A 25,089-nucleotide genomic window follows, 5' to 3' on the forward strand; every position below is an offset into this window, starting at 1 on the left:
CATGAATCATAAGCCTATTATCATCGGGGTTGCGGGCGGTACGGGCTCAGGCAAAACAACCGTAGCTAAAGAAATTTTTCGTCAGTTTAATGAACAATCCATCGTATTAATTGAACAGGATGCATATTATAAGGATCAAAGTCATCTAAGTATGGAAGAGCGTTTGCAAACAAACTACGATCATCCACTTGCTTTTGATAATGAATTGCTTTTACATCAGTTGGAACAGTTGACCAACCAGAAGGCTGTGCAAAAACCCATTTACGATTACGCAAATCATACACGCTCAGATGAAATGATTCCGATTGAGCCAAAGGATGTTATTATCCTTGAAGGCATTTTAATTCTTGAGGATGAGAAGTTGCGTAATATGATGGATATTAAGCTATTTGTTGATACAGACGCTGATATCCGTATTATTCGTAGATTGTCACGTGATATTAAAGATCGTGGACGATCCATTGACTCGGTTATTGACCAATATACTAATGTGGTAAGACCGATGCATCTACAATTTATTGAACCAACGAAACGTTATGCTGATTTAATTGTACCTGAGGGTGGCCAGAACAAAGTTGCGATTGATCTAATGGTTACAAAAATCCGGGCAATTATTGAGGCTAAATCATTGCTAACTTAATAAGTGGGACCATTGTCTTAGCTTATCTAGTATAGGAACTATTATAACTTGTATCTTATGAGGAGTGAGTCAAGTGGCAGAAGAGAAAAAGCACTATATGACATTGGATGGTAAGAAGAAGCTTGAAGAGGAACTTGATCACCTGAAAACTGAACGACGTGCAGAAGTCGTTGAACGTATAAAGGTTGCTCGTAGTTTTGGAGATCTTTCTGAGAACTCTGAGTATGATTCTGCGAAGGAGGACCAAGCATTTATAGAGGGTCGTATCCTACAAGTGGAAAAAATGATTCGTAATGCGATTATTATTGAGGAAGAAAGTTCTCCAGAAAACATCGTTTCTCTTGGGAAAACAGTTCGTTTCATTGAGCTTCCTGACGGTGACGAAGAAGAATATATCATTGTGGGAAGTGCAGAATCTAACCCATCTGAAGGCAAAATTTCAAATGATTCTCCGCTCGCACAAAGCCTGCTTGGTAAAACAATTAAAGACCGAGTAACAGTAAGTACACCAGGTGGAGACATGGAGATTGAAATTAAAGAAATCAAGTAAGACAGCAGAAGCGAAACCTATGGAATATGGTTTCGCTTTTTAATTTGTAGCTAGTACTTCTTCACTAGTTTGTTTATATAAGACCTCTTGAACTTCCAGATGAAGACGATATAATGAGAAGGAAGATTACTTTTCATTCATAGAATCCTATGTATAATAGAGAGAGAATGAGTATGAAGGGATGATTCAGGTATGGTAGGAAATCGTTATGAAACACGTAAGCGAAAAAAAATGAGTCGGATCTTAAACATAGCCATTGGTGTGGTTATTGTACTTATACTATTAGTCGGTGGTTCAATTTTCTTAAATGGGAATAGTAATGAGACCGCTAACGAAAGTGATGACACTACAGCTGATAATGATTCAAATCAAACAGGTAGCGGAAGTGCTGGTATAAAAGATCCGGCCTCACCTGATAGCAACGACGACGCTACATCAAGCGACGATGATGAAGATGAAAACCAAGACAGCGTAGCGGATGGTCGCACAGAAGACGATGATGATGCTAACGCTGAGGATGATACAGATACGGATGATGCGACGGAAGACGAAGATCGTGAAGAGGACGGTCAAGAAGACGAGGAGCAAGATCCGCTTGGTACTGAACAAACAGGTGAGTTTAAGCCCGACTTTACCCAAGGCAGTCAAAACTGGAACGAGATGGTAGCTGCAGTCGGTTCACCTCAAGGACTATCTAGTGAAAGTGAAATGACTCTTTGGAGACTAGAAAATGGCGGATCCCAAACTTCGGCAGTAGGTACATTCAGTGATAAAAATGAACAGGATAGTTACAGCAACCCATACCGCGTTCGTATTGAATGGCAGGATGGGCAAGGCTGGCAGGTTGTCTCCACTGAGCAGTTATCAAGCAATCCATACAGATAAACAAAAGCTTGTTTAAAGGGTCTCACTCTTTAAACAAGTTTTTTTATTGATTGTTTATTCGCTCTAACACATCACGGAATGGTTGGTGCATTCTGGCATCATTAAATGTAGAAAATGGGTCCTGCCTCGATTCTAAGCGTTCGAGTACTGTCCAAATCGTGAATTGTGAAGGATGAAGAGATATGTCCTCAAGCTCTTCCCATTCGAGTGGAGTCGCGACATAGCCAGTCTCTCCACGAGTAGAGTAAGGAGCAATAATGGTTTTGCCTGCGTCATGCTGCAGGTAATCAAGATATAAGCGTCCCTTTCTTTTTTTCTTTAGACGTTCCAACGTAAAGAGTTCTGGACGTTGCTCACAAAGAAATGTACACAAGAAAATCAGAAAAGAGCGCGTTTCTTCATACGAAAATTGATTAAAAGGCAGAGGGATGTACAACTGTAACCCCTTTCCACCTGACGTTTTAACAAAGGCTTTGAGCTTAAAATAATCAAGAGCCTCTTTTGCCATTTTCGCCGCTTTAACAGCAAGATGAAAATTCTCAACAGACGGCGGATCTAAATCGATGACCATCTCACAAGGAAGATGGTCAAAGTATGGTTGAAATGGAATATGAAATTCTAATGCCAGCTGATTTCCTAGCCAAAGCAGTGTATCAAAGCTATTACACAGAATGTAGTTAATATCCTCATGCAAAACAGATCTTACATAATCAGGTGCCGATTCCGGCCGATTTTTCTGGTAGAATCGCTTATCTCCACCTCCGTGAGGGAACCGAATAACCGTAAGAACACGATTTGTTAAAAAGGGTAGAAGATGTGGCGCGATCTGTTGAAGATAAAAGAGATAATCACCTTTTGCGGCGTAATCCCAAATTGGTTTATCTGGATGTGTGATCTCAAAGTACTCTTTTGGAAGTGATAAATCTTTTTTCAGTTGATTGTACGTACAGTCATCAGGGTTCGTCGACAAATTAAAATCTAAGAACCTGGGTTCCCGCATGTTCTCATCATTTAAACCAATACTTGTAATGTCTGCACAAATTCCAGGTGGTAAAACCCAACCGTTTGTTCCATACTTTTCACCTTTCTGTTTAAAAAGAGCAATGAGGGTTTGACGTTTTTCCTCTGAGAACCCGTGTGCTACTTGTACAACAGGTTTTAGCGATTCATCCTCGTACACCTGACCAGTAAAGTACTGGTTGGTTGTTTGATAATGGGTAAGGATGACCGTTCCTTTCTTAGGCAGCTTCCATTTTAACCACTCAGATGAACGCTTTCCCTCTGTCCAAAGACTTGATTTCTTCTTGGCAAGAATTCCTTCTCCGGCCTCAAAAGAGAGCTGCCTGAGCAATGAATCTATGTGTGTGAAGCTCTGTATAGCAATTAGGCGTTTACTTGATAGCTGCGAGAAGAAGGTGTCTAAGTCCTTCTTGCGGTCGCATAAGGGAAGGTGAGTGAGTGACTTTTGATTTTGCTCTATGAGATCAAACACTATTAATGAACAAGGAAATGCCTGAGCATGGGTTTCTATTGTTTTCTTAGCGCGAAGCTTTGACCTAGTATGAACCTTCGAGAAATCACTACAGAATGGTGAATGTAAGGAAACGAGCTCACAATCTAGGATAAAGGAGGGAGAAGGAAACGTTAGGTTGTTTATCTCTTCAACGATTTCTGGGAATTGCGAAGTCATATCCCGACCGTTGCGACTTTGCAAGCGAACAAGTGATGTTGTTACGATAAGCAAACACCGAATTCCATCATATTTAGGTTCATAAAGCCATTGATCTCCATGTGGTAGCTCTGTTGTGCGCGTTGCAAGTATTGGTTTAATGGTCACAAGATATTCCTCCGCTTCTCCTAGTTATTTTAAGTGTTCAAATTGAATCTATACATAAAAAGAGTGCGACAATCAAACAGTAACAAAAAAAGGAGGTTATGTTATGCATACGGTTTGGAAAGGGACCATTAGCTTTGGACTTGTCAGTATTCCAGTCAAGCTCCATACCGCTACAGAAAATAAGGATATTAAGCTAAGACAGCTTCATAAAAAGTGTCATACACCAATCTCGTATCAGAAGACCTGTTCAAATTGCGAGGAGGAAGTGAAACCAGAGGATATTGTGAAAGCATATGAATACAGCAAGAACAAGTTTGTGGTTTTAGATGAAGAAGACCTAGAAACGTTAAAAAAAGAAAATGAAGAGAAGGCTGTTGAAATTCTTGATTTTGTAAAGCTGGAGGAAATTGATCCGATTTATTTTGAAAAGAGCTACTTTCTAGCTCCTGGCGAAGGAGGTTCAAAAGCTTACTCTCTTCTTCATAAAGCACTCGAGCAGTCTGGAAAGATTGGAGTAGCAAAAATCATCATTCGTTCAAAAGAACAATTAGCCATTGTACGTGTTTACAGGCAGTGTTTATTAATGGAGACCATTCATTTTCCAGATGAAGTAAGAAGTGTTGATGAGGTACCAGCCATTTCAGGAAAGGTTGAGGTTGATGAGAAGCAATTAAAAACAGCACTGCTTTTAATTGATCAATTAACAACATCTTTTGATCCAGTTGCTTATCATGATGAGTACAGAGAAAATCTTATGAAGCTCATTGAACAAAAGCAAGCTGGAGAAGACACCGTAACACCTGCCGCTCAAAAGCAAACAGCAACAAATGTGACAGATCTTACAGAAGCCTTGCAGCTATCATTAGAACGAACAAAGCCAAAGCGTAAAGCAGCCGTTAAACGTAAATCAACAGCACGTAAAAAAGCTTAACCTATTTTTAGACCATGGAAAATGGTGTATACTGAACGTATTACTCATGTTTTATGAAGGAAAGGACGTTCGGTTGTGGTTATTGGAATTATTGGAGCAATGGAAGAAGAAGTCGTATTACTAAGAAGTAAGCTTGAGAACAGAGAGGATCGTGTGATCGCAGGATGTGAATTCAACGCGGGAACGATAGATGGGGTTAAGGTTGTCTTATTAAAATCGGGCATTGGTAAGGTGAACGCAGCGATTGGGACAACTCTTTTAATCCAACTTTATTCACCTGATCGAATCATTAATACAGGTTCGGCAGGTGGATTTTATCCGTCTCTTTCTGTTGGAGATATCGTCATTTCAACAGAACTGCGTTATCATGACGTGGATGCAACAGTGTTTGGCTATGAATATGGCCAGGTTCCTCAAATGCCTGCTTTTTATCAACCAGACAGTCATTTAATGCAAGTAGCAGCGGAAGCAGCTCAGAAAGTAGGCATTCATTCAGAAAAAGGATTAATTGTATCAGGAGATTCCTTTATGAGTGATGCGTCACGTGTTGAAGAAATTAAGCAGCTCTTTAATGAACCGTACTGTGCTGAAATGGAAGCAGGAGCCATCGCGCAAGTATGTCAGCAATTTGACGTACCTTTTGTTATTATTCGTGCGCTATCTGATATTGCTGGGAGCGATGCGAAGATGTCGTACGATCAATTTCTTGAAACAGCATCCGTAAACTCTGCTAAACAAGTGCTCTTAATGGTCGAAGCGTTAGCAAACGAATAGGATAAACCTTCCTGTACTCCCTTCTATTACATCATCTCTAGCAGAAAAAGAATGATAGAATGATTGATAGATAAGAGGGAGGCGGATTAAAGTGGAGACAAAAAGAGAAAAGATTCTACTTGGCAAACAAGAGGATTACAATCGGTTTGGATATGTTCTTTGGTCACTGGCCGCTTTTTTATACGTGGGACTAGTCATTCCAGAGGAGTTTGCACAAACAACAAGACCGCCAGAACTAATGATACCAGCCATTTGCTTGTCGTTAGTGGGGGCTATTATTTGTAATCGATTGGCTGTTCGTGCGAAGAAGAAACTTTATGATGAATAAATAGAAGAAAGCACAGCTTAATCAAGCTGTGCTTTTTATAATTGATCTTGATTTTCTTTTAATACAGCAAGAAATGAAACAAGTAATCTAGCTGTAAGGCCCCAGATGACATGACCATCGTATTCAAACACATACTCTGTCATTGTCTGCTTTTGCCCTTTATATGCAGATTGATTGGCGATCTTATGAAGAGGGAAATCATCTGAGAATTCAAAGTGAAACAAGGTCTTATGTTCGCTAGGTGGATGCTCAAGTAGATAGGATAGTGGTACACGAAACGTATCAGATACTTCTGCTTGATTTGGGTTCAGTATACTTGGATCCTGAATATAGCAAACATATGGATAGATCTTCCCACGCCTAGGGCTCATAACGGGTTCAAGCGCAGAAGACGTAAGAATGTCGAAATCATTGTGAGCTAACCCGAGCTCTTCACATAACTCGCGACAAGCTGCAGCAAGCGGGTTCACGTCATCTGGATCAATACGACCTCCTGGAAAACAAATTTCACCTGGTTGACTCCGTAATGTCATGGCTCGAACCTCAAACAAAACTGATAAGCTTTGATCCTTCTCGCGAACAAGGGGAATGACAATCGCAGCATCACGACTTTTATCAAGTTTGTGGTTAGATAAAATGGTTTGAATCAATCGAATATCATTCATGTGAATCCTTTCTTAAACGTAAATGGGGCAGAGAATAGAAAATGTGTAAGGATATATGACAAAATTACTGTTTCTCCGTTCTGATTGCATTAAAGTAAGACGTAGGAAAGGTCAATGACCTAGCTTCCAAAATGTTCTCTCTACTCTCCCCCATTGGGCGGTTCGCTAAGCGGGCCGCCACTTTTTTAGTAAAGTAAGTCAAGAAACTCTTCTTTTGTGACTTTGCCGAAGAAGGATGAAACATCAACTTCCTCAAGAGCTTTTGAAAGGTCTTCTGAATCATATTTTGTGCCTACGAGTATTTCTTCAAGCTCACTAACATCTCTTACACCGAAGAAATCCCCATAAATCTTACAAGCCTCTATATGGCCACGACGTACATTTAAACGAATGTCTACATTTCCACCTGTAAAGCGTTTTGTGCGTTGCATATCGAAAGCAGGAGATTTTCCGTAGTTCCAATCCCAGCTCTGATATCGTTCTTTTGAGAGCTTGTGAATCGCTTCCCAGTCTTCATCTCTGAATGTGTATGTTGGAATCTCACCATCCGTATTAAAGATGTATTGAAGAAGAAGTTGTTTGAATTCATCCATTGAAATAGGCTGCTCTAGAAATTCACTTACATTGGCGACGCGACTTCGAATCGATTTAATCCCTTTTGAGCGAATTTTTTCGTCTTTTACATTTAACGCAGAAACGACATTCTCTATTTCTGAGTCGAGCATTAAGGTTCCATGACTGAACATCCGACCTTTTGTTGTGAATTGTGCATTTCCTGAGATTTTACGCTCGCCAACGTGAATATCATTACGTCCGCTAAGCTCTGCTTGTACGCCAAGTTTTGCAAGCGCCTGTACGACAGGTTCAGTGAATTTTTTAAAATTGTGAAAGGAATGCCCATCGTCTTCAGCGATAAAGCTAAAATTTAAATTTCCTTCGTCATGATACACTGCACCACCGCCAGAAAGGCGTCTAACAACATAGAGATTTTTTTCTTTTACATAATCTAAATTGATTTCTTCATATGTATTTTGATTTTTACCGATAATGATGGATGGACGATTTACATAAAAAAGTAAATACGTATCTTTTGGATCAAGCGTTTTTAATGCATATTCCTCTATAGCTAGATTTAATTCTGGATCTGTAATTCCCGAGTTATCAATAAATTTTAACATGTTGGATCGCTCCCTTAATTCATACATTCTTACTTTATAGTATAGCTATAATTCCTTCCAGGGTCGAGTATACAGCTTCTTTATCATGCATTTTGCATTTTTTTAACAAAAAACTGTAACCTTACCTAAAGACGTCCGTAATAGTAATAGGGGGGAGAGGCGCTTGAAGGAAAATCTTGTGAGAGAGGCGGCTGTTAAGTACCAAGCACAGCTCATAAAAAAAGCTGGTGGATTTTCGGATCAAGTGTATGTCATTCGACACCTAGAGAGAGAATACATACTTAAAGCATATCATTCTAAAGACATTTCACTTAGACAGCTTCAGTCTCAGCTAATTTGGATGAGGGCACTAAAAGATGGTGGGCTTGCAGTACCAGAAGTACTTAAAACAATCGCAGGTAAGACCGTATATCAACAAATAACAGACAATGAAGAGACCTATTATTATGTAGTCTTTTCTAAAGTGAACGGAAGAATTATTCCGTATAAGGAGTGGAGTGCGGACTTTTACCGCATTTGGGGAAGAACACTCGGTAGTATGCACAAGGTAGCTTCGTCATTTGACGAGCCGGATGAAGAGTTTGATCTCCCGCACTGGAGTACAACATCTAGTTATTTAGCCATTCATGAAAGCTTTGATGATCGAATGCTTCAACGGTTTCATGAAATGGTTGATTACTCATCTAGCTTGCCTACAACGAATCAAACCTTTGGGATAATCCATCATGACTTTCATCATGAAAATCTATTGATAAACGAAAATCATGGATGTCCAATCGATTTTGGGGATGTGCAGTACAATTACTTTTTTTATGATTTAGCTATTTCCATTTATCACGCATTACAATTTGTTCGAGAATCAGAACGCCATGATTTTCTTAGGTTTTTTTTAGTAGAATTGTTTAAAGGATATGAGCAAACCTTTCAACCTGTCCGTGTTCTTGGAGATTGGATCGACCAGTTACCATTCTTTTTAGAATATCGTCGCATGTATTCCTATTATTATTTGCAGCTCTATTTGTCGAATGATAAAAAGAAAATTCTTCGTCATAAGCTCCAAGAAATGCATGGGAGAATTCTTGATCGGACACCGGTAGTTAGCCTTCCTAGATCGTTAAGAGAAGAGATTAACGAAATGTTTTGAGCATAGAAAAGCGGTCCTTTCGTTTATCGAAAAGACCGCTTTTTTTAAAATTAGGAAATACCAAACCATACAGCGGCAAGTAAGCCAACGATGGCAATAATGATCCAAAGAACAACCAATTTCCAAATGTATTTAATCCAACGAGTATACGGAATACCAGCTAGGGCGAGGCAAGCCATTAATACGCCATTTGTCGGATTAATCGTGCTCATTACACCGTCTCCGTATTGGTAAGCCAAAACAGCGACCTGACGCTGGATATCAAGTAAATCAGAAAGAGGAGTCATAATCGGCATAGTTGTTGCTGCTTGGCCACTTCCTGATGGAATAAAGAAGTTAATAAATAACTGGACAAAGAACATGCCGACGACGGCGAATGTTCCTGGAATCTGACTAATCAGTTCTGAAAGCTGATAGACGATCGTATCTAATACTTGTCCTTGTTCCATCACTACGAGAATAGCGCGTGCAAATCCTACAATCAAAGCACCATATACTACTTCCTTCATTCCATTTGTAAATGCTTCGAATGTCCCATTGATGCGTAATCCACCAATGATACCAGCTACAAGTCCAATGGCTAGGAATGTACCTGTCATTTCGGTTAAATACCAATCCCATTGGAAGATCCCAACAACATTTAACGTGAAACCAGCTACGACTGCTAGCAAAACAAGGGCATGCTTGCGTGTAAACGCCATTTGTTCTGTCTGGTTAGAAGCGATCGTATCTTGTTTAGGTAGGTCAGCCAGATAGCTATATGAAGGGTCTTTTTTCACTTTCATTGCGTATCTCATAACTAGGATAATGGCTGTTAAAAGAAAGATTGCATAGATAATGAGTCGAAATCCGATGCCACTAAATAAAGGTACCTCGGCGATTGTTTGAGCAACCCCCACTGTAAACGGATTTAGCATACCGCCGACAAATCCACAGACAGCCCCAAGGCTTAGCATCGACATCCCTGTAATTGAATCATAACCTAATGCCCTTGCTACAGCTATTCCAATTGGAACGAAAATAATCACTTCTTCAGACAATCCAATGGTTGCACCGGGGATAGAGAAAGCGATCATAATAATTGGGATTAAAAGAACTCCGTTGTTTTTAAGTCGATTGACTAATGCATAAACAGCAGCATCAATGGCCCCTGTTTTTGTGATGACTCCAAAGGTACCGCCGATTAAGAAAATATAAAAGATAATTTGAGCAGAATCTTCCATTCCAAGGGGAATCGCTTGAAGAATCTCAAATGGTGTAATTGGACTTGATTCAACAGATTGATAGCTTCCTTCAACCAAAATCGTACGTCCGTTATCCTCCACTCTTTCAAAAGAACCGGCTGTTAAGAAATAGGTTGATAGAGCAGCTAATACGATCATAAAAGATAAGATTGCATAAGTATGTGGTAATTCCCATTTGCGCTTCTTGTTAGTTAGTTGTTTCTCTTGTTGTTCCAATTTTAACACCTTACCAATCTAGAATAATTATACATTTAAATGTATGTGGTCTTTTTATAGAATAAAGGATACAATAGAAAAGTCAAGTTAGTCTTTTGGAAACATGGAGGGATTTTTGTGAAAGAGAAGTTAAAAGATATCATTGAGAGTAAGAGAGATAGCTATTATCAGATCAGCCAATATATTGGAAATAACCCTGAACTAGGTCACGAGGAATTCAAAGCCTCTAAAGCATTAACGGATGAACTATCAAAAGAAGGATTCTCCGTTAGTCTTGGAACATGTGGACTTAAAACAGCATTTGAAGCAGTATATGATAGTGGAAAACCAGGTCCAAAAATTGGGTATATGGCAGAGTATGACGCACTCCCTGAATTGGGACATGCTTGCGGTCATAATTTGATTGGGACAATGGCCGTTGCTGCGGGGATTGCACTAAGTAAAGTAATTGATGAGACCGGTGGTGCTGTATATGTATACGGAACACCAGCTGAGGAAACAACTGGCGGGAAAGTCAACATGTCTGATGAAGGAGTTTTATCACACTTAGATGTGGCAATGATGGTTCACCCATCTGCAGAGCATATGGCAAGTGGCTCGTCTCTGGCCATGGATGCGATTCAGTTTGAATTCTTTGGTCGTGCATCTCATGCTGCTAATTCACCTCATAGAGGAATCAATGCACTTGATGCTGTCATTCAAACCTTTAACAGTATCAATGCACTGCGTGAACATCTTACTTCGGATGTTCGAATTCACGGGATTATTACTGATGGCGGACAAGCAGCCAATATCGTGCCTGATTACGCAAAAGCACAGTTCTATGTACGTTCTGCAAAGCGAGCAGACCTTACACCGATACTCGAAAAAGTGAAAAACTGTGCAAAAGGGGCAGCCCTTGCTACTGGCGCACGATTAGAACATTCATTCTATGAATTTTCCTATGATGATATGAACACAAATGATGCCCTATCATCTCTTTATACAGCAAATGCGCTTGAGCTTGGTGTGGGTGAGGACCAGATCAAGGTAGAAAAAGATGGCGGTTCCTTAGATATGGGGAATGTCAGTCAAGTGGTTCCATCAATCCATCCTTATGTAAAGATTACGGACAATGGAGCTGACTACCACACGCATGAATTTAGAGAAGCTTCATTAAGTGACCAAGGATTTGAAGGATTACTACTAGGAGCCAAGTCAATGGCATTAACAGGCTATGACTTATTAACAAGACAAGAGCTTCTGCAACAAGTTAAAGATGAATTTAACGAGTGGAAAAAGAATAACTAATAGAGTAAAAAGGTCCAGTGAATGCATTCACTGGACCTTTTTTTAACCATTTAACTTATATCGAGAAAATCGTTTCTCCATATAGCTTTGTGGGATAGCAACAATGGTGCAGAGGCCCCAATAAATGAACGCCAGTAACACATACATGGTGAAGTAATCGAATTCTCTTCCCCCAACGATTTTTGCCATTTGCATAAGCTCAGGCACCGTAATCATCGCGGCCAAAGAAGTGGCTTTAATTAAGTCAAGAAACACATTAAAAAGGGGAGGCGTTGCAACGAGCGTCGCCTGCGGAATGATGATTCGTTTTAATGTGTGCCAGTAGGTGAAGCCTAGTGTGCGACTAGCCTCCCACTGCCCGCGATCAATAGAAGCAATGGCAGCACGGTTAATTTCAGCGGTATACCCTGCAACATTCAATGTAAAGGCAATAAGGGCAGCACTCACTGCACTAAGTTGGATACCTATTGTAGGAAGCCCTTGATAGAGTAAGAAAAGCATAACAAGAATAGGGACACCTCGGATAAAGGAGATATATAGTCTGGCAGGATAACGCAGAAAGATGAACGTTGAATTTCTCGCCAGCCCAATAAACAATCCGAGAACGAGTCCAATTCCCATACTCACAAATGCAATGAGCATCGTATAACCAAGCCCACGTAATACATATGGGACCGAACGAATAGCCAAATCTAAATCAAACATGATGTAATTCCCATATTCTATTCCTCAATATCAATGTCAGGCTCTACCGACACGTCTGCTCCACCAAAAAATTGCTGGGAGATCTCTGAAATGGAGCCGTCTTCAATCATGTCACGAATGACAGCGCTAACTTGCTCTTGAAGCTCATCTTCTCCTTTTTTCATAATAATTCCTTGGCTACTTGGGAAATAAGCAAGAGTTGGGTGCACAACCACATCAATCTCAGGGAGCGCCTCTACAGCTAAGCTTTGTAAGTAGTAGTCGTTTAAAATAACGTCTAATCGTCCATTCTCTACATCTCTAAGGTAGGTATCATTTGTAACATTATCATATATTACTTCTTCTGCTCCGTGCTCGATCCCGATTTGTGTATAGATGGTTGTTGCCGCGCCACCAGCTTTTTTACCATCTAAATCTTCGAGTGTTTCAATGCCAGATAGATCCTCGCTACGTACAATTGCCGAGCCATAAGAATGCTTATACGGATCAGAGAAATTGAATTTCTCTTTACGCTCGTCTGTAATATCAATATCATTTGCGGCAAGATCTACTCGACCATTGTCAACGGCAGTCAGTAGGTTATCAATACCCATCTCACTAAATTCAACCTCAAGATCTAATCGATGTGCAATCTCACGTAGTACTTCAACCTCATAACCTGTTAACTCATCGCTATCCTCCGCATGATAGGAAGTAGGATAAAGTGTGCCTGAAGTGCCAACAACAATTGTTCCTTTTTCTTGGATGTCGCTCCAAAGAGAATTTCCTTCTTCGTCATTAGAACAAGCTCCAAGTAGTCCCAGTAGAGCTACACCGGTAAGTGCAGTCACACTTTTTAAAACGTATGGTTTTCTAAATGATTCTAACATTCAATGTTCCTCCGTAAGCGTATAGTATAAGTTTAGTGTCCATAGTGATTATGGCATGAAAGATAGGGGATATCAATTGAAGGAACTACATAAATAAGGATAAGTCCTGTTTCTAACGTTTTTTATTTGACTAAAAGTAGACATTACTCATAAACTAAGCAAGCGTGCATAGATTGTATTATCCCTACTTGACAGATATGAATAACGGGATTAGAATAACAAAGCTATCATTATTTAAGGAGTGAACAAAACTGGATACTTTATATGTTGTCATTATTTTAGCTGTTCTTCTTGGATTTGTCGGGTTGCTTTTCTATATGCAGAAAAAGCATATTTCTTTTTCCAAGCGTGTATTTACAGGTCTCGGACTTGGAATTGTGTTTGGTCTCGCCCTTCAATTCTTATTTGAACCAGATTCATTTGTCATTGAAACGTCTGCAGATTGGATGAGTATTATTGGAAGTGGGTATGTACGATTCTTACAAATGATCGTGATGCCACTTGTCTTTATTTCAATCCTTTCAGCTTTTACTCGCCTAACGTTTACGAGTAATTTAGGTAAAATTAGTGCACTTATCTTAGGAACGTTAATTGCTACAACGGCGATTGCAGCCACAATCGGAATCGCATCTGCATCTCTTTTTGATTTAAATGCAGATCAAATCACGCAAGGTGAAGCAGAAACAAGCCGTGGATCGTCGCTTGAGGAAACGTCTGCTGGAATTCAAGCAGATACGTTGCCACAACAAATTATTGAGCTTATCCCGTCTAATCCATTCTTGGACTTTACAGGTCAGCGTGCAACATCAACGATTGCAATTGTGATCTTTGCTGCTTTTCTTGGCTTAGCTTACCTTGGTATTAAGCGTAAGCAACCTGAACAAGCAGAGCATTTTGCTAAGATTACGGAAACGGTTTATGCTATTGTGATGCGTGTTGTTACGTTAATTCTTCGCCTTACTCCATACGGAGTCCTTGCGATTATGACACGTACGGTGGCAACAAGTGATTTGAATGCCATAGTCAGTCTAGGTGAATTTGTAGCAGCTTCCTATGTTGCGTTAATTGCGATGTTCTTAGTTCACCTATTGATTGTAACTGTAATTGGCTTAAGTCCAGTTACATATGTGAGAAAAGCGTTCCCTGTGCTGGCCTTCGCATTCACATCAAGAACGAGTGCAGGTGCCTTACCAATGAACATTCAAACACAAAAGCAATTAGGTGTACCTGAAGGAATTGCAAACTTTGCTGGTTCGTTTGGTCTTTCAATTGGACAAAACGGTTGTGCAGGAATTTATCCTGCTATGCTAGCTGTTATGATCGCACCAACTGTTGGTATTAATCCACTTGCACCAGACTTCTTGATTTTCTTAATCTTTGTAGTTGCGATTAGTTCTTTTGGTGTAGCTGGAGTCGGGGGCGGGGCAACGTTTGCAGCCATTCTTGTTCTTTCTGCACTTGACTTACCAATCGCTTTAGCTGGTGTATTAATCTCTGTTGAACCATTAATTGATATGGGACGTACAGCACTTAACGTAAGCGGAAGTATGGTTTCTGGTTTGTTCACAAGTAAAGTAACAAAACAAATCGATCAGTCTGTTTATAATGATCCAAACAGACGCTTAGATACGCAAGAATTAGAAGCTTAAACGTCTTGAAGGCGAGCATCTCATCATGTTGATGGGTGCTCGTCTTTTTTTGTACTTGTGCGTCATGAATGGTTTTCGCTGCATATACTAGGAAGACAAGGAACAGATAAGGGAGCGAATGATGCATGCAACCAAGAACATTTTACAATCTCCATCATAAGGAGATGTTGTTTGAGGACGTATTTTGCAACATAAAATCATTTATGGAGTCACAACCGATTGCGCATTATAAGCTGATGCTTGGAACGGATTCTCAGGTTCATCCTAGACAAACTCGGTTTATCACTGGGATCGTCATTCAACGCTTAGGGCGTGGTGTATGGGCATGTGCAACAAAAACGATCGTTGAGCGGAAAATGACGCAGCTTCATGAACGAATCTCCTACGAAACCTCACTAACAGAAGAAGTGGCTTCACTCATTTCAGATCACCATAAGGATGAGTTGATTCAGCTAATCCTTCCTCATATCTACGATGGTGCGACATTCTCCATTGAAGGACATATTGACATAGGTGCAGGCAAAAAAAATCGTACAAGGGAATTTGTGCGTGAAATGACTGGACGTATTGAGTCGTCTGGACTTGAACCAAAGATTAAACCAGATTCATTTGTTGCCAGCAGCTATGCAAATCGGTATACAAAGTAAAAGTCTCTCCGACTAGACAGAATGCTCATCCTCACGTAGACTAACGTTGGTCTTAAAAATGAATGAACGTTGTTTAGAAAGAGGAGTACGATGTATGACACATAACCCAACTGGGAAAGAACGATTGGCTCTTGCCCTTTTACTTAGTATGCTTGCGGTACTTGGCCCCCTTAATATTGATATGTATTTGCCAAGCTTTCCTGATATCGCAATAGATCTCAAAGCGCGAGAATCGCTTGTGCAGCTTAGCTTAACAGCTTGTTTGTTCGGACTTGCTGTTGGACAGGTTGTTGTTGGTCCCATAAGTGACTCGCAGGGAAGACGTAAACCGCTTGTGATTTCTGTTATTCTTTTTGCGCTCGCTTCATTATTATGTGCACTTGCCCCAAACATTACGTGGCTCATTATTGGTCGTTTCCTGCAAGGCTTCACTGCGGCTGGAGGGGTAGTTATCTCACGAGCAGTGGTAAGAGATGTCTTCAGTGGGACAGAGCTTACTAAATTCTTCGCCTTATTAATGGTAATTAATGCGGTAGCTCCACTTGTAGCACCAATAATTGGTGGAGCCATTCTTTGGTTTCCATTCTCAAACTGGAGTACAATTTTTTATTTTCTTTCATTTGTTGGTGTGTTAATTGTTGGGATGGTAATTTGGAAGCTGAAAGAAAGTCATCCACCAGAGCGAAGGACACCAAGCTCTTTATCATTCACCTTAAAAACGTTTGGAGAACTATTTAGAGACAGATCCTTCATTGGTTATGCGCTAACACTTGGATTTGCCCATGGCGGAAGCTTCGCCTATGTCTCAGGTACACCTTTTGTCTATCAAGGCATATACGGCGTCTCACCTCAGACGTTCAGTATATTGTTCGGTATTAACGGTCTGGCTATTATTAGCGGAACGTGGATTGTCGGACGGTTTGCTGGGAAAATTGCGGAGCGCGTACTTTTACGGTCCGGTGTGATCCTGGCTACAAGCGCAACAACCTTCTTGCTTATTATGACAATCATTGAAGCTCCACTAGTATGGATTGTCATTCCAATCTTTATTTATATGACAAGTATGGGGACGATTTTAACAACTTCCTATACATTAGGCATAAAAAAACAGGCGCATCGTGCTGGAAGTGCAAGTGCCTTGTTAGGGTTGTTTCCATTATTAATCGGTGCCATGGTCGCGCCGCTTGTTGGACTTGCAGAGGCATCGGCGGTTCCGATGGGTTTAATTCTGTTTAGTACATGTCTTCTTGCGCTTGGCTGCTTTTTCTTTATTACGACAAAGCAAGAAGCTTAACATTGCAGCAACTTAGCTAGAGGTGTATCATTTTTAATGTAGAGAAACCATATTAGGAGGCGCTTATGGCACACACAGACAAAGACATTAAACTGCACCTTATTCGTCACGGTCAAACCATCTTTAACTTCCAGGATAAAGTACAGGGGTGGTCAGATACGCCGCTAACCGAAACAGGGCGCACTGTTGCAGCGCGTTTAGGACGGGGGCTAAAGGATCGAAGCATCGATGCGATCTATTCTAGTGACAGTGGTCGAGCAATCGAAACAGCTACTCTTATTCGTGAGAATAGCGAGAAAAGCAATATTGAATTAAAAACGGTCAAAGGGTTAAGGGAAATGTACTTTGGAAACTATGAAGGGGGACCCAACCCAGTACTTTGGAACGAGGTTCGCGAAAAGCTTACAAATGGACAAGCTGCTGATAAGGAAGAAATGTACAATACAGCAGGCATTGATGAGATCTGTCAAGCAGTCTCACAGCTTGATCCGGAAGCAGAAGATTGGGAATCCTACACAAAAAGACTTCTTGATTCCTTACAAGCGATTGTAGATGACGCAGCAAAAAACCAGCATGAGAACATTTACATTGTCTCTCACGGACTAAGTATTCGCGTGATCTTACACATATTAAACTATAAACAAGGGTTCCTAAAAATTGAGAACACAAGTATTTCAGAGCTTATTTATAAAGCCGGTGCTTTCCATACGTTTGGTTCCATTAATAATACGGATTTACTTGTGGAAACCCTTGTAGCTGAATAGTCATTGCAGAGCCTCTACTTAGTTAAAAGGATGAGGCTCTTTTTTTTACACAAATGTTTAATTTCTGTATATAAAAGGATTTACGTGAATGGAATCGAACTTATACATATATCTTACTAGAAAGGATGATATTGTATGAGTTTAAATTTGATCCCTGGGTTTCAACAGTTTCAACAGATGGATACGCGGTTGGATAATCTACCATTTTTTCGAGTGAATGAAGGAGTAGCGACAAACAAGATAAAAGTGAATGGAAAAAGTAAAATTAATTATTCTACGTATAATTATCTTGGCTTAAATGGATCAACTGAAGTTAATGAGGCTGCCATTCAAGCGATTTATCAATATGGGACGTCTGTTTCAAGCAGTCGATTGCTAAGCGGTGAAATCCCTCTACATCGCTCACTTGAGCGTGACATTGCTGACTTTTTAGGGGTTGAGGATAGTATTGTGCAAGTAGGCGGGCACAGTACAAATGTGAACACGATTGCACAGCTAGTTGACGCATCAGATTTAGTCATTTGTGATGCGCTTGTTCATAACAGTATTATGCAAGGGGTACAGCTATCAGGTGCGAAAATGCTTCGATTTAAGCACAACGATATGAACCACCTGGACAAACTTCTGAAGAGATTCAGACACAAGTATCGAAACGTCTTACTTATTGTTGAAGGTGTATATAGCATGGATGGAGATCTCTGTAAGCTACCGGAACTCATTCAACTAAAGAGCCAATACGAGTGTATATTAATGGTGGATGAAGCCCACTCAATAGGGACAATTGGACATGGTGGTAGAGGCATAACAAGCTATTATGGAGTAGACCCAACACATGTTGACGTGCTTATGGGATCAATGAGTAAGTCATTAAATAGTTGTGGTGGATATATCGCAGGAAACAAATCCCTCGTTACCTTTTTACGCTATAACCTTCCCGGCTTTGTGTTCAGTGTTGGTATGACGCCGGCTAATGCGGCAGCTGCCTCTCAATCCCTCCGTGTCATTCAATCCAAACCAGAATTGGTTGATCACCTTTTAAATAACGCGGCCTATTTATTAGGACGATTAAAACAATTAGGCGTGGATACCGGATTAAGTGAAGACTCCCCAATTATTCCGATTATCTTAGGAGAATCTGAACGAGCTTTATGGTTTGCTGAACGATTATTTGAAAAGGGGATTAATGCGATGCCGATTATTCATCCAGCAGTAAAAGAAAAGGAAGCGAGAATTCGATTTTTCCTATCAGCTGCACATACAAGAGAAGAGCTAGATGAAACCGTTTATGCGATTGAACAAATCTTATATGAAGAAAAAGTATAAGATCAACGAAAGATAGGCGAATGAATTCTTTTTTCTATGCTAAACTAATGAACGATTGGTTTGGATAGAAATCCTTGAGTAAAGGCTATTTTTAACGGTACAGACACGACCAAGCCCACTCCCGCATAAGTATAAGAAACAGATTTTTTGGGGGTGACGTATGGGGATACTTGCAGCAATCTCCTTTTTCGTTAAAGAAGTGGTCGTGTTTGTATCATATGTAAAGAACAATGCTTTTCCTCAGCCATTAAAAAAAGACGAGGAACGAAAATACTTAGCGTTAATGGCTGAAGGCGATCCGGAGGCCCGAAACTTACTTATTGAGCACAATCTAAGACTCGTCGCTCACATCGTTAAGAAATTTGAAAATACGCGTGAAGACACCGAGGATCTCATTTCAATTGGAACAATTGGGTTAATTAAGGCGATTGAAAGCTATTCAGAAGGAAAAGGTACAAAGCTTGCAACGTATGCGGCACGCTGTATAGAGAATGAAATACTCATGCATCTCCGTGCGCTTAAGAAAGTCCGTAAAGATGTCTCTCTGCACGATCCAATTGGGACAGATAAAGAGGGGAATGAAATTACTCTTATCGATGTACTCCAGGAGGATGCGGATGATATTGTTGATGTGATTCAAACGAAAATGGAGAAAAAGCAGATCTACGAGTTCATTCATGTGTTAGATGACCGTGAAAAAGAAGTCATTGTCGGCCGGTTTGGATTAAGCCTTGAAGAAGAGCGGACCCAGCGAGAAATTGCTAAGGAATTAGGCATTTCCAGGAGTTATGTATCGCGAATTGAAAAGCGCGCCTTGATGAAACTGTTTCATGAGTTTTATAAGCAGAGTAAAGGGAAAGGCTGAGGGGGTGGGACATACCTATCCTTGATTTCAAAGAAGTACTTAATTACAATTCTTTTTTGGAAGTGCGTACCGTAGTTAAATTTATAGCTTTTTATATTGAAAGGTTAACAGAATACCCATAAGTACACTAATTAAAATTAATATTGGCATCGCACCTGCGCTAACATTATATTCAATCAATTCTTTTCCTTTTATCAGAAGGAATATGACGCCACCAATTGCACAGATATAACAAATGAAAGCCGAAAATAAAACTGCTTTCTTATAATACTCTATCATGATCACGCTCCATTTAAATCGATTAAAAGCTATTTAGAAAGCAAAGGCACAAATCTTGCAACGTATGCAGCGAGATGTATAGAGAACGAAATACTCATGCATCTACGGGCTCTCAAAAAAGTCCCGTAAAGATGGCCCCTGCACGGTCCAATTGGTACAGATAAAGAGGATAATGAAATGACTCTGATCGATGTGCTCCAGGAGGATGGAGATAATATTGTCGATGTGATTATAAGAGAACCCAACCATAGTAAAGAGATGGTTGGGTTTTTGTTATCATTGCAATTGAGTATCCACACTAACATCAAAAGAGATTGAAGTGAAATCAGTGAGTTTCTAGTGGCGTAATCTAATGAGCCTCTCTCCTTACCAATTATGTAATTACGAAGCTGTTAAGGGTGAGAAAAGCTTCGTTCCTTCCTCGGGTAAGTAATGATATTTCTCCTCATTGTAATTAAAAGAAACTTCATGATTAAACATTTTTGGTTTTACTCTTATGTTTTGAATTTTATCACGTTCAAATGTTTGGTGTTCTTTACCTTTTACAACAATTAAGCGATTTTCAGTAATAGCAAATATCCTATTTCCATGAATGGACTGAACGCCGATTGTAAGGATACGTTCGTCTGATTCTAAGAGACTTCTAAGTGTTTTTAAGTGTGTACTATATACAAGTAAATAAGTCTTCCCGATAGGAGCCACTTGATCTTGAAATGTGGTCATACTGGTCACATCCTTCTAGATAGTTCATTCCAGTATACAATAAATTTTGATTTTTTTGTTAAATGAAAAAGAATCGCCGTTAAAGATTAATAGCGGCTTAAAGGGAAAAGAACGAAGCTGACAGTTTATTCAGCGGGGATGTATTAAACATGAGATATTTATGACAGGTGTTTAGTGGTCCTTAGCCCACACGTCATTTTAAATTCGATACATGCACAACTGATTAGTCTTTTTGTACTATCGTATTTAAACTCAATATCAATACCATTACATTTAAATCATGTCTAAATACCTATTTTCGGATGGTTATTCCTTGATCATCTAATTATTTTTATATAAAATACATAATATAGAAATAACATAGTGATAAGGGTGTATGTCATGAAGTACAACGTTGAAGCTTATTCATTTATCTTAATCATCCATCAAGGCATTATCAAAAAACATTCTGTGCCGCCTCATTTACAGCACTCATTGAAAACGATCGTGTCACACTGTAGGGAATCTGTAGATGCTACCTTATATCGAAAGATGGTGCATACTGCGGATATTCATCGTGATGTGTGTCAGTTTCGAAAGGTTACAAAACAAAATGTTGTGTTCTTAAATAAATTCGCTCAAGAATTTAGCGTAAAGAAATAAAATGGGTTTAATGGATAAATGGATAGGCTATAAAGAAGTAACCGACTTTTTTCATGACAAAAAGCCATAAGAATCGGGAAACCGAATGTTCTTATGGCTTTTTGTTATTTTAATTAGGAAGGATCTGCTACTTTAACAAGCTGCTTGCCAATGTTTTGACCACTGAATAATCCGTTAAACGCTTCAGGAATTCGGTCGAATCCTTCAAGAATGGATTCTTTGAAGATAATATCCTTGTTTTTAACGTATTCGCTCATTTCACGGTAAGCTGTTTCGTATTGATCAGCGTAATCACCATAAAGAAATCCTTGCATTCTTGCTCTTGTTTTAACTAGATAGGTTTGAACACGTGGGCCATTATCCTGTTCACCTTTTTTCAAGTTATAGCTTGCAATGGCACCACAAACAGGGATACGCGCAAGTGGGTTTAATAGCGGCCACACGTGATCTGATACTTCGCCACCAACGTTTTCGAAGTACACGTCAATGCCGTCTGGACACGCTTCTTTTAGTTGCTCCGCGTATTGATCATCTTTATAGTTTACAGCGGCATCGAATCCAAATTCGTTTACAAGAAGCTCTTCTTTTTCCTTGGAGCCGACGATTCCTACAACGCGGCAGCCTTTTAGTCGGGCCAACTGACCTGCAATGGAGCCTACTGCACCGGCTGCTCCGGAGATCACTACGGTTTCGCCTTTTTTAGGTTGTCCGATATCGTTTAATCCGAAGTAGGCTGTTAATCCCGGCATACCTAATGCACCCAATGCTGCAGAGATTGGAGCGCCATGCATCTCGAGCACTCGCACTTGATCAGCGGGAACAACCGCATATTCTTGGAAAGGAAGAAATCCAGTCACAATGGTTCCTTCTTTAATCGATGAGTTTTTAGATTCGACTACCTGTGCAATTCCTCCACCTGCGATCGGCTTGTCTATTTCAAAGGGAGCAATGTATGATTTAGCATCGGACATTCTTCCTCGCATGTAAGGATCTACGGAAAGATATAATGTTTTTACAAGAAGTTCATTTTCACTAGGAGTTCCTTTATCAATTTCTTCAACAGAGAATGTGTTAGAGTCAGGTAATCCGTTTGGTCTTTCTTTAAAAAGTAGTTGTTTAGGCATAATAAATCCCTCCTGATTTGTGATTCAGTTCACTTTAACACAGGAAGGGTATAGAAAGAAAAGCGTATGCTTATGATTGATTAATTTAGGAGTTGGATAGGATGAAGAAATCGTATATTGTTATGTCAATTTTACTGATCGTAGTGGTTGGAGCCACTTGGTTTATGATGAATCTAGATGCAGATGAGGCTGGAGTTAGGGAGGAAAGTAGCCCAGTAACGTCCAGTGACAATTTATTTATTCAAGCACAACCAGATCACTCTTTTCAGGAGGAATTAATCGCCAGTAGTGGTGAGGACTCACCTGTTGAAGTGGCGGTGATAGGTAGTAGTGTAGCGGAAGGGCAGGGAGCCAGTGAGTACAATCAAACGTGGCCATCTCTGCTTGAATCATCATTAAACGAATCAGAGCAAATTGTAAATGTGACAAACTTTGCAGTAAGCGGATTTAAGGTGAGTGATTTAATTGACGAGGGCGATGTGGATGAACTTATTCAGTCCGCTCCAGATGTGATCTTGTTTGAGACTAGTGTCATTAATAGCTATTATCACGATGAACCAATTATTGATACAAAAGAGTCAATCCAAACGGCAGCTCAAAAAATAGAAGAAGAACTTCCTAATGCATATTTGGTATTTATGGCTCCAAATCCGATAAATGAGTCGATGTATTCCATTGTTACATCTGAATTAGATTTTGAGGAATATGTATATGAGACAGAACAGTTTATCATTGAATCTGGATGGGATTATTTTGATAGTTATACGGGGTGGAATAGACAATTGGAGGAAGAAGAAATTGACCTTGATTCCTTATTAGATGATGGGACTCATCCAAATGATGAGGGCTATCAGATGTGGTTTGAATTAATAAATGAGTCTATGATCCAAGCGTAGTCATAATTAAAGCGAATGCTCGGTTTTCCGAAGGGCATTCGCTTTTTAGGTGCATTCAATTAACGGTTGATACATTAAATGCCGTTAAGTACGTTAACAGCTTCTCAACATCTTGGTTTCTGTTAATAAACGCCAAGTGCCCATCTGGTCGAACGAGATAGAGTGCATGTTCACTAAATTTTGCCCTCTTGTAGTCTGGGTGAAAGTCCCAGCTAAATAATGGGAGGGAGTAATCCTTGCAAAAGTTTTCAAGCTCTTCTGTTGGTTTTCCGTATACATGAATTTGCCAGTCTGCTGTTTGAAGCGGCTCGTAGTTATCGATGCTATTTGAATTCAACCAAGGCAGCCGGTCTCCGCCATTTAATGAACCCACTCGTCCTTCGCTTAATACGCTTTTACGATAGCGAACATGAATTTGAGAAAGAAAACGGAACGCTAGCTTGCGACTGAATGTAAACCGACTTGCTATAGGAACGATATGCGGGAGAACAAAGTTTCTAAGGATTGTACCACGCACGTTACGACTTACCATCGCCTTAAACGCCTGATCAGTGGTTGCGACAAGCTGACGAGCGAATCTTCTTCTTTCCAGCCCGTAAGTATGTAAGATCGCAGGGTCTGCATTCTTTTTTAACACAGAAGCTAATTTCCATGAAAGGTTTACCGCATCTCCAATACCTGTGTTCATCCCTTGTGCTCCAGTAGGGCTATGAATGTGTGCAGCATCTCCCAACAAAAAGACACTTCCTTTTCGAAAGGTTGCCGCTACGCGTTTATGAACTTTAAAAGAAGAGAACCAGTTAACGTTTTTGACATGAATGTTCATTAAGGATTGTAGGGAGGGCTCAATATCCCAAAAGCTTAAATTAGGCTTTTCCGCTAAAAGTCTTGGAACAATTCCTACGAGACGCTGGGTGCCTTTACTTTTTACAGGTAAAACCATACAAAACCCTTTTTTAGATAAGGCTAAATTAATATCAGTATAAGATGTCGCTTCTCCTTTAGCTTCTACATCGGCAATGTAAAATAAATCTTTGTATGTAGTGCCTTCAAATGAAATATCGAGTGTTTGTCGGATCATACTTCTGGCACCATCACATCCACAGAGGTAAGAAACATGGATGGTTTCCTCGTGGTGATCACATGCAACAACTGCTTCAACACCATCTGAAGTCTCTTTAAAGGAAAGCAACTCTGTTTGCCAATTAACCGTGATCCCAAGCCTTTTTAGCTGGTGTATGAGTAATTCTTCATGTTCATCCTGCGGGAGGCTTAATACAAATGGAAAAGGACTTAACCCTTTGCCAATGTTACCTAGATTCACGTAGCCAACTTCCTTTGTTTCTTTGTGTATATGCGCAGCGGGCATCTTAATACCGAGGTTTACTGCGTCATCTGCGACCTGTAATTGATCATAGTGTTCAAGTGTTCTGGCGTGAATACCGATGGCTCTGGATTTATGATCTGGTCCGGGACGTTTGTCGATTATTCGAAAAGGTATGTTGTAATGCGTTAGTCTATGTGCCAAAGCTAATCCGGTAGGGCCGGCTCCGACTATTAACACGTGAGGTTGCTCCATTCAAATCACTCCAATCACGGACGGTTTATCTACTAACGATTCCCTTGA

General features: G+C 40.1%; 26 protein-coding genes and 1 pseudogene. 17 read left to right on the top strand and 10 right to left on the bottom strand.

The window, feature by feature from the left end:
• Window position 1: 1 nt before the first annotated feature.
• The 3 genes from udk (at window position 2) to ACQKKO_RS14045 (ending at window position 2,075) form a co-directional block, all read left to right on the top strand.
• The gene (gene udk, locus ACQKKO_RS14035; RefSeq protein WP_498648199.1) at window positions 2–640 is read left to right on the top strand and encodes a uridine kinase; all 639 of its coding nucleotides are present in this window, start codon (window positions 2–4) and stop codon (window positions 638–640) included.
• 73 nt (window positions 641–713) lie between these two features.
• Complete coding sequence (gene greA, locus ACQKKO_RS14040; protein WP_498648201.1) at window positions 714–1,190, top strand: transcription elongation factor GreA; 477 nt, start codon at window positions 714–716, stop codon at window positions 1,188–1,190.
• Between the two features lie 192 nt (window positions 1,191–1,382).
• Window positions 1,383–2,075 carry a YrrS family protein gene (locus tag ACQKKO_RS14045; RefSeq protein ID WP_498648203.1) on the top strand — a complete coding sequence of 231 codons (693 nt, stop codon included), beginning with the start codon at window positions 1,383–1,385 and terminating at the stop codon, window positions 2,073–2,075.
• A gap of 43 nt (window positions 2,076–2,118) precedes the next feature.
• On the opposite strand, the gene ligD is transcribed toward ACQKKO_RS14045, so the two are convergent.
• Window positions 2,119–3,912: a DNA ligase D gene (gene ligD, locus ACQKKO_RS14050; RefSeq protein WP_498648205.1), complete on the bottom strand. Its 1,794-nt coding sequence runs from the start codon at window positions 3,910–3,912 to the stop codon at window positions 2,119–2,121.
• A 103-nt stretch (window positions 3,913–4,015) separates the two neighbouring features.
• Between ligD and ku the strand changes: the two genes are divergently transcribed.
• The 3 genes from ku (at window position 4,016) to ACQKKO_RS14065 (ending at window position 5,945) form a co-directional block, all read left to right on the top strand.
• Window positions 4,016–4,843, top strand: coding sequence for a non-homologous end joining protein Ku (gene ku, locus ACQKKO_RS14055; RefSeq protein ID WP_498648207.1), 828 nt, complete (start codon window positions 4,016–4,018; stop codon window positions 4,841–4,843).
• Between the two features lie 75 nt (window positions 4,844–4,918).
• Window positions 4,919–5,617: a 5'-methylthioadenosine/S-adenosylhomocysteine nucleosidase gene (gene mtnN / locus ACQKKO_RS14060; protein ID WP_498648210.1), complete on the top strand. Its 699-nt coding sequence runs from the start codon at window positions 4,919–4,921 to the stop codon at window positions 5,615–5,617.
• A gap of 91 nt (window positions 5,618–5,708) precedes the next feature.
• Complete coding sequence (locus ACQKKO_RS14065) at window positions 5,709–5,945, top strand: YrhC family protein (protein ID WP_498648211.1); 237 nt, start codon at window positions 5,709–5,711, stop codon at window positions 5,943–5,945.
• A gap of 35 nt (window positions 5,946–5,980) precedes the next feature.
• Here the strand turns inward: ACQKKO_RS14065 and ACQKKO_RS14070 are convergent, their stop codons facing one another.
• Complete coding sequence (locus ACQKKO_RS14070; RefSeq protein ID WP_498648212.1) at window positions 5,981–6,610, bottom strand: NUDIX hydrolase; 630 nt, start codon at window positions 6,608–6,610, stop codon at window positions 5,981–5,983.
• Between the two features lie 185 nt (window positions 6,611–6,795).
• Window positions 6,796–7,788 carry a lipoate--protein ligase gene (lplA, locus tag ACQKKO_RS14075; protein ID WP_498648213.1) on the bottom strand — a complete coding sequence of 331 codons (993 nt, stop codon included), beginning with the start codon at window positions 7,786–7,788 and terminating at the stop codon, window positions 6,796–6,798.
• 163 nt (window positions 7,789–7,951) lie between these two features.
• Here lplA and ACQKKO_RS14080 point away from each other — a divergent pair, with 163 nt between their 5' ends.
• Window positions 7,952–8,932: a phosphotransferase enzyme family protein gene (locus ACQKKO_RS14080; RefSeq protein WP_498648215.1), complete on the top strand. Its 981-nt coding sequence runs from the start codon at window positions 7,952–7,954 to the stop codon at window positions 8,930–8,932.
• Between the two features lie 50 nt (window positions 8,933–8,982).
• On the opposite strand, the gene ACQKKO_RS14085 is transcribed toward ACQKKO_RS14080, so the two are convergent.
• Complete coding sequence (locus tag ACQKKO_RS14085) at window positions 8,983–10,392, bottom strand: YfcC family protein (RefSeq protein ID WP_498648217.1); 1,410 nt, start codon at window positions 10,390–10,392, stop codon at window positions 8,983–8,985.
• 117 nt (window positions 10,393–10,509) lie between these two features.
• On the opposite strand from ACQKKO_RS14085, the gene ACQKKO_RS14090 reads away from it, so the two are divergent.
• Window positions 10,510–11,682, top strand: a complete 1,173-nt coding sequence (locus ACQKKO_RS14090; RefSeq protein WP_498648219.1) for a M20 family metallopeptidase — start codon at window positions 10,510–10,512, stop codon at window positions 11,680–11,682.
• A gap of 42 nt (window positions 11,683–11,724) precedes the next feature.
• Here ACQKKO_RS14090 and ACQKKO_RS14095 read toward each other — a convergent pair whose 3' ends face one another.
• Both ACQKKO_RS14095 and ACQKKO_RS14100 read right to left on the bottom strand, forming a co-directional pair.
• Entirely contained in the window at window positions 11,725–12,387 is a 663-nt protein-coding gene (locus ACQKKO_RS14095; protein WP_498648221.1) for an amino acid ABC transporter permease, read from the bottom strand.
• Between the two features lie 17 nt (window positions 12,388–12,404).
• Complete coding sequence (locus tag ACQKKO_RS14100) at window positions 12,405–13,256, bottom strand: transporter substrate-binding domain-containing protein (RefSeq protein WP_498648223.1); 852 nt, start codon at window positions 13,254–13,256, stop codon at window positions 12,405–12,407.
• 251 nt (window positions 13,257–13,507) lie between these two features.
• On the opposite strand from ACQKKO_RS14100, the gene ACQKKO_RS14105 reads away from it, so the two are divergent.
• From ACQKKO_RS14105 to sigK, 6 genes are all read left to right on the top strand, one after another.
• Complete coding sequence (locus ACQKKO_RS14105) at window positions 13,508–14,905, top strand: L-cystine transporter (protein WP_498648302.1); 1,398 nt, start codon at window positions 13,508–13,510, stop codon at window positions 14,903–14,905.
• Between the two features lie 125 nt (window positions 14,906–15,030).
• The gene (locus ACQKKO_RS14110; protein WP_498648227.1) at window positions 15,031–15,552 is read left to right on the top strand and encodes a ribonuclease H-like YkuK family protein; all 522 of its coding nucleotides are present in this window, start codon (window positions 15,031–15,033) and stop codon (window positions 15,550–15,552) included.
• Between the two features lie 94 nt (window positions 15,553–15,646).
• Entirely contained in the window at window positions 15,647–16,846 is a 1,200-nt protein-coding gene (locus tag ACQKKO_RS14115; protein WP_498648229.1) for a Bcr/CflA family multidrug efflux MFS transporter, read from the top strand.
• A gap of 65 nt (window positions 16,847–16,911) precedes the next feature.
• Window positions 16,912–17,610 carry a histidine phosphatase family protein gene (locus ACQKKO_RS14120; RefSeq protein ID WP_498648231.1) on the top strand — a complete coding sequence of 233 codons (699 nt, stop codon included), beginning with the start codon at window positions 16,912–16,914 and terminating at the stop codon, window positions 17,608–17,610.
• A 135-nt stretch (window positions 17,611–17,745) separates the two neighbouring features.
• Window positions 17,746–18,933 (top strand): aminotransferase class I/II-fold pyridoxal phosphate-dependent enzyme, encoded by a 1,188-nt coding sequence (locus tag ACQKKO_RS14125; RefSeq protein WP_498648233.1) that lies wholly within the window; start codon window positions 17,746–17,748, stop codon window positions 18,931–18,933.
• Between the two features lie 160 nt (window positions 18,934–19,093).
• Window positions 19,094–19,798, top strand: a complete 705-nt coding sequence (sigK, locus tag ACQKKO_RS14130; protein ID WP_498648234.1) for an RNA polymerase sporulation sigma factor SigK — start codon at window positions 19,094–19,096, stop codon at window positions 19,796–19,798.
• A gap of 81 nt (window positions 19,799–19,879) precedes the next feature.
• On the opposite strand, the gene ACQKKO_RS14135 is transcribed toward sigK, so the two are convergent.
• On the bottom strand, window positions 19,880–20,077 hold the full coding sequence (locus ACQKKO_RS14135; protein WP_498648235.1) for a hypothetical protein: 198 nt from the start codon (window positions 20,075–20,077) through the stop codon (window positions 19,880–19,882).
• 15 nt (window positions 20,078–20,092) lie between these two features.
• On the opposite strand from ACQKKO_RS14135, the pseudogene ACQKKO_RS14140 reads away from it, so the two are divergent.
• Window positions 20,093–20,308: pseudogene (locus tag ACQKKO_RS14140) on the top strand (RNA polymerase subunit sigma-70); the annotation flags it as partial.
• A gap of 150 nt (window positions 20,309–20,458) precedes the next feature.
• Here the strand turns inward: ACQKKO_RS14140 and ACQKKO_RS14145 are convergent.
• On the bottom strand, window positions 20,459–20,800 hold the full coding sequence (locus ACQKKO_RS14145) for a PH domain-containing protein (RefSeq protein ID WP_498648237.1): 342 nt from the start codon (window positions 20,798–20,800) through the stop codon (window positions 20,459–20,461).
• Window positions 20,801–21,181: 381 nt separating this feature from the next.
• Here ACQKKO_RS14145 and ACQKKO_RS14150 point away from each other — a divergent pair, with 381 nt between their 5' ends.
• Window positions 21,182–21,442, top strand: coding sequence for a hypothetical protein (locus tag ACQKKO_RS14150; RefSeq protein ID WP_498648239.1), 261 nt, complete (start codon window positions 21,182–21,184; stop codon window positions 21,440–21,442).
• Window positions 21,443–21,555: 113 nt separating this feature from the next.
• Here ACQKKO_RS14150 and ACQKKO_RS14155 read toward each other — a convergent pair whose 3' ends face one another.
• On the bottom strand, window positions 21,556–22,566 hold the full coding sequence (locus ACQKKO_RS14155) for an NADP-dependent oxidoreductase (protein WP_498648241.1): 1,011 nt from the start codon (window positions 22,564–22,566) through the stop codon (window positions 21,556–21,558).
• A gap of 101 nt (window positions 22,567–22,667) precedes the next feature.
• Between ACQKKO_RS14155 and ACQKKO_RS14160 the strand changes: the two genes are divergently transcribed.
• Complete coding sequence (locus ACQKKO_RS14160; protein WP_498648243.1) at window positions 22,668–23,462, top strand: SGNH/GDSL hydrolase family protein; 795 nt, start codon at window positions 22,668–22,670, stop codon at window positions 23,460–23,462.
• Window positions 23,463–23,517: 55 nt separating this feature from the next.
• Here ACQKKO_RS14160 and ACQKKO_RS14165 read toward each other — a convergent pair whose 3' ends face one another.
• On the bottom strand, window positions 23,518–25,041 hold the full coding sequence (locus tag ACQKKO_RS14165; RefSeq protein ID WP_498648245.1) for an FAD-dependent monooxygenase: 1,524 nt from the start codon (window positions 25,039–25,041) through the stop codon (window positions 23,518–23,520).
• Between the last annotated feature and the right edge of the window lie 48 nt (window positions 25,042–25,089).

This window comes from Alkalihalobacillus sp. NPDC127517 (assembly GCF_050276055.1).
GTDB lineage: Bacteria > Bacillota > Bacilli > Bacillales > Bacillaceae_D > Alkalicoccobacillus.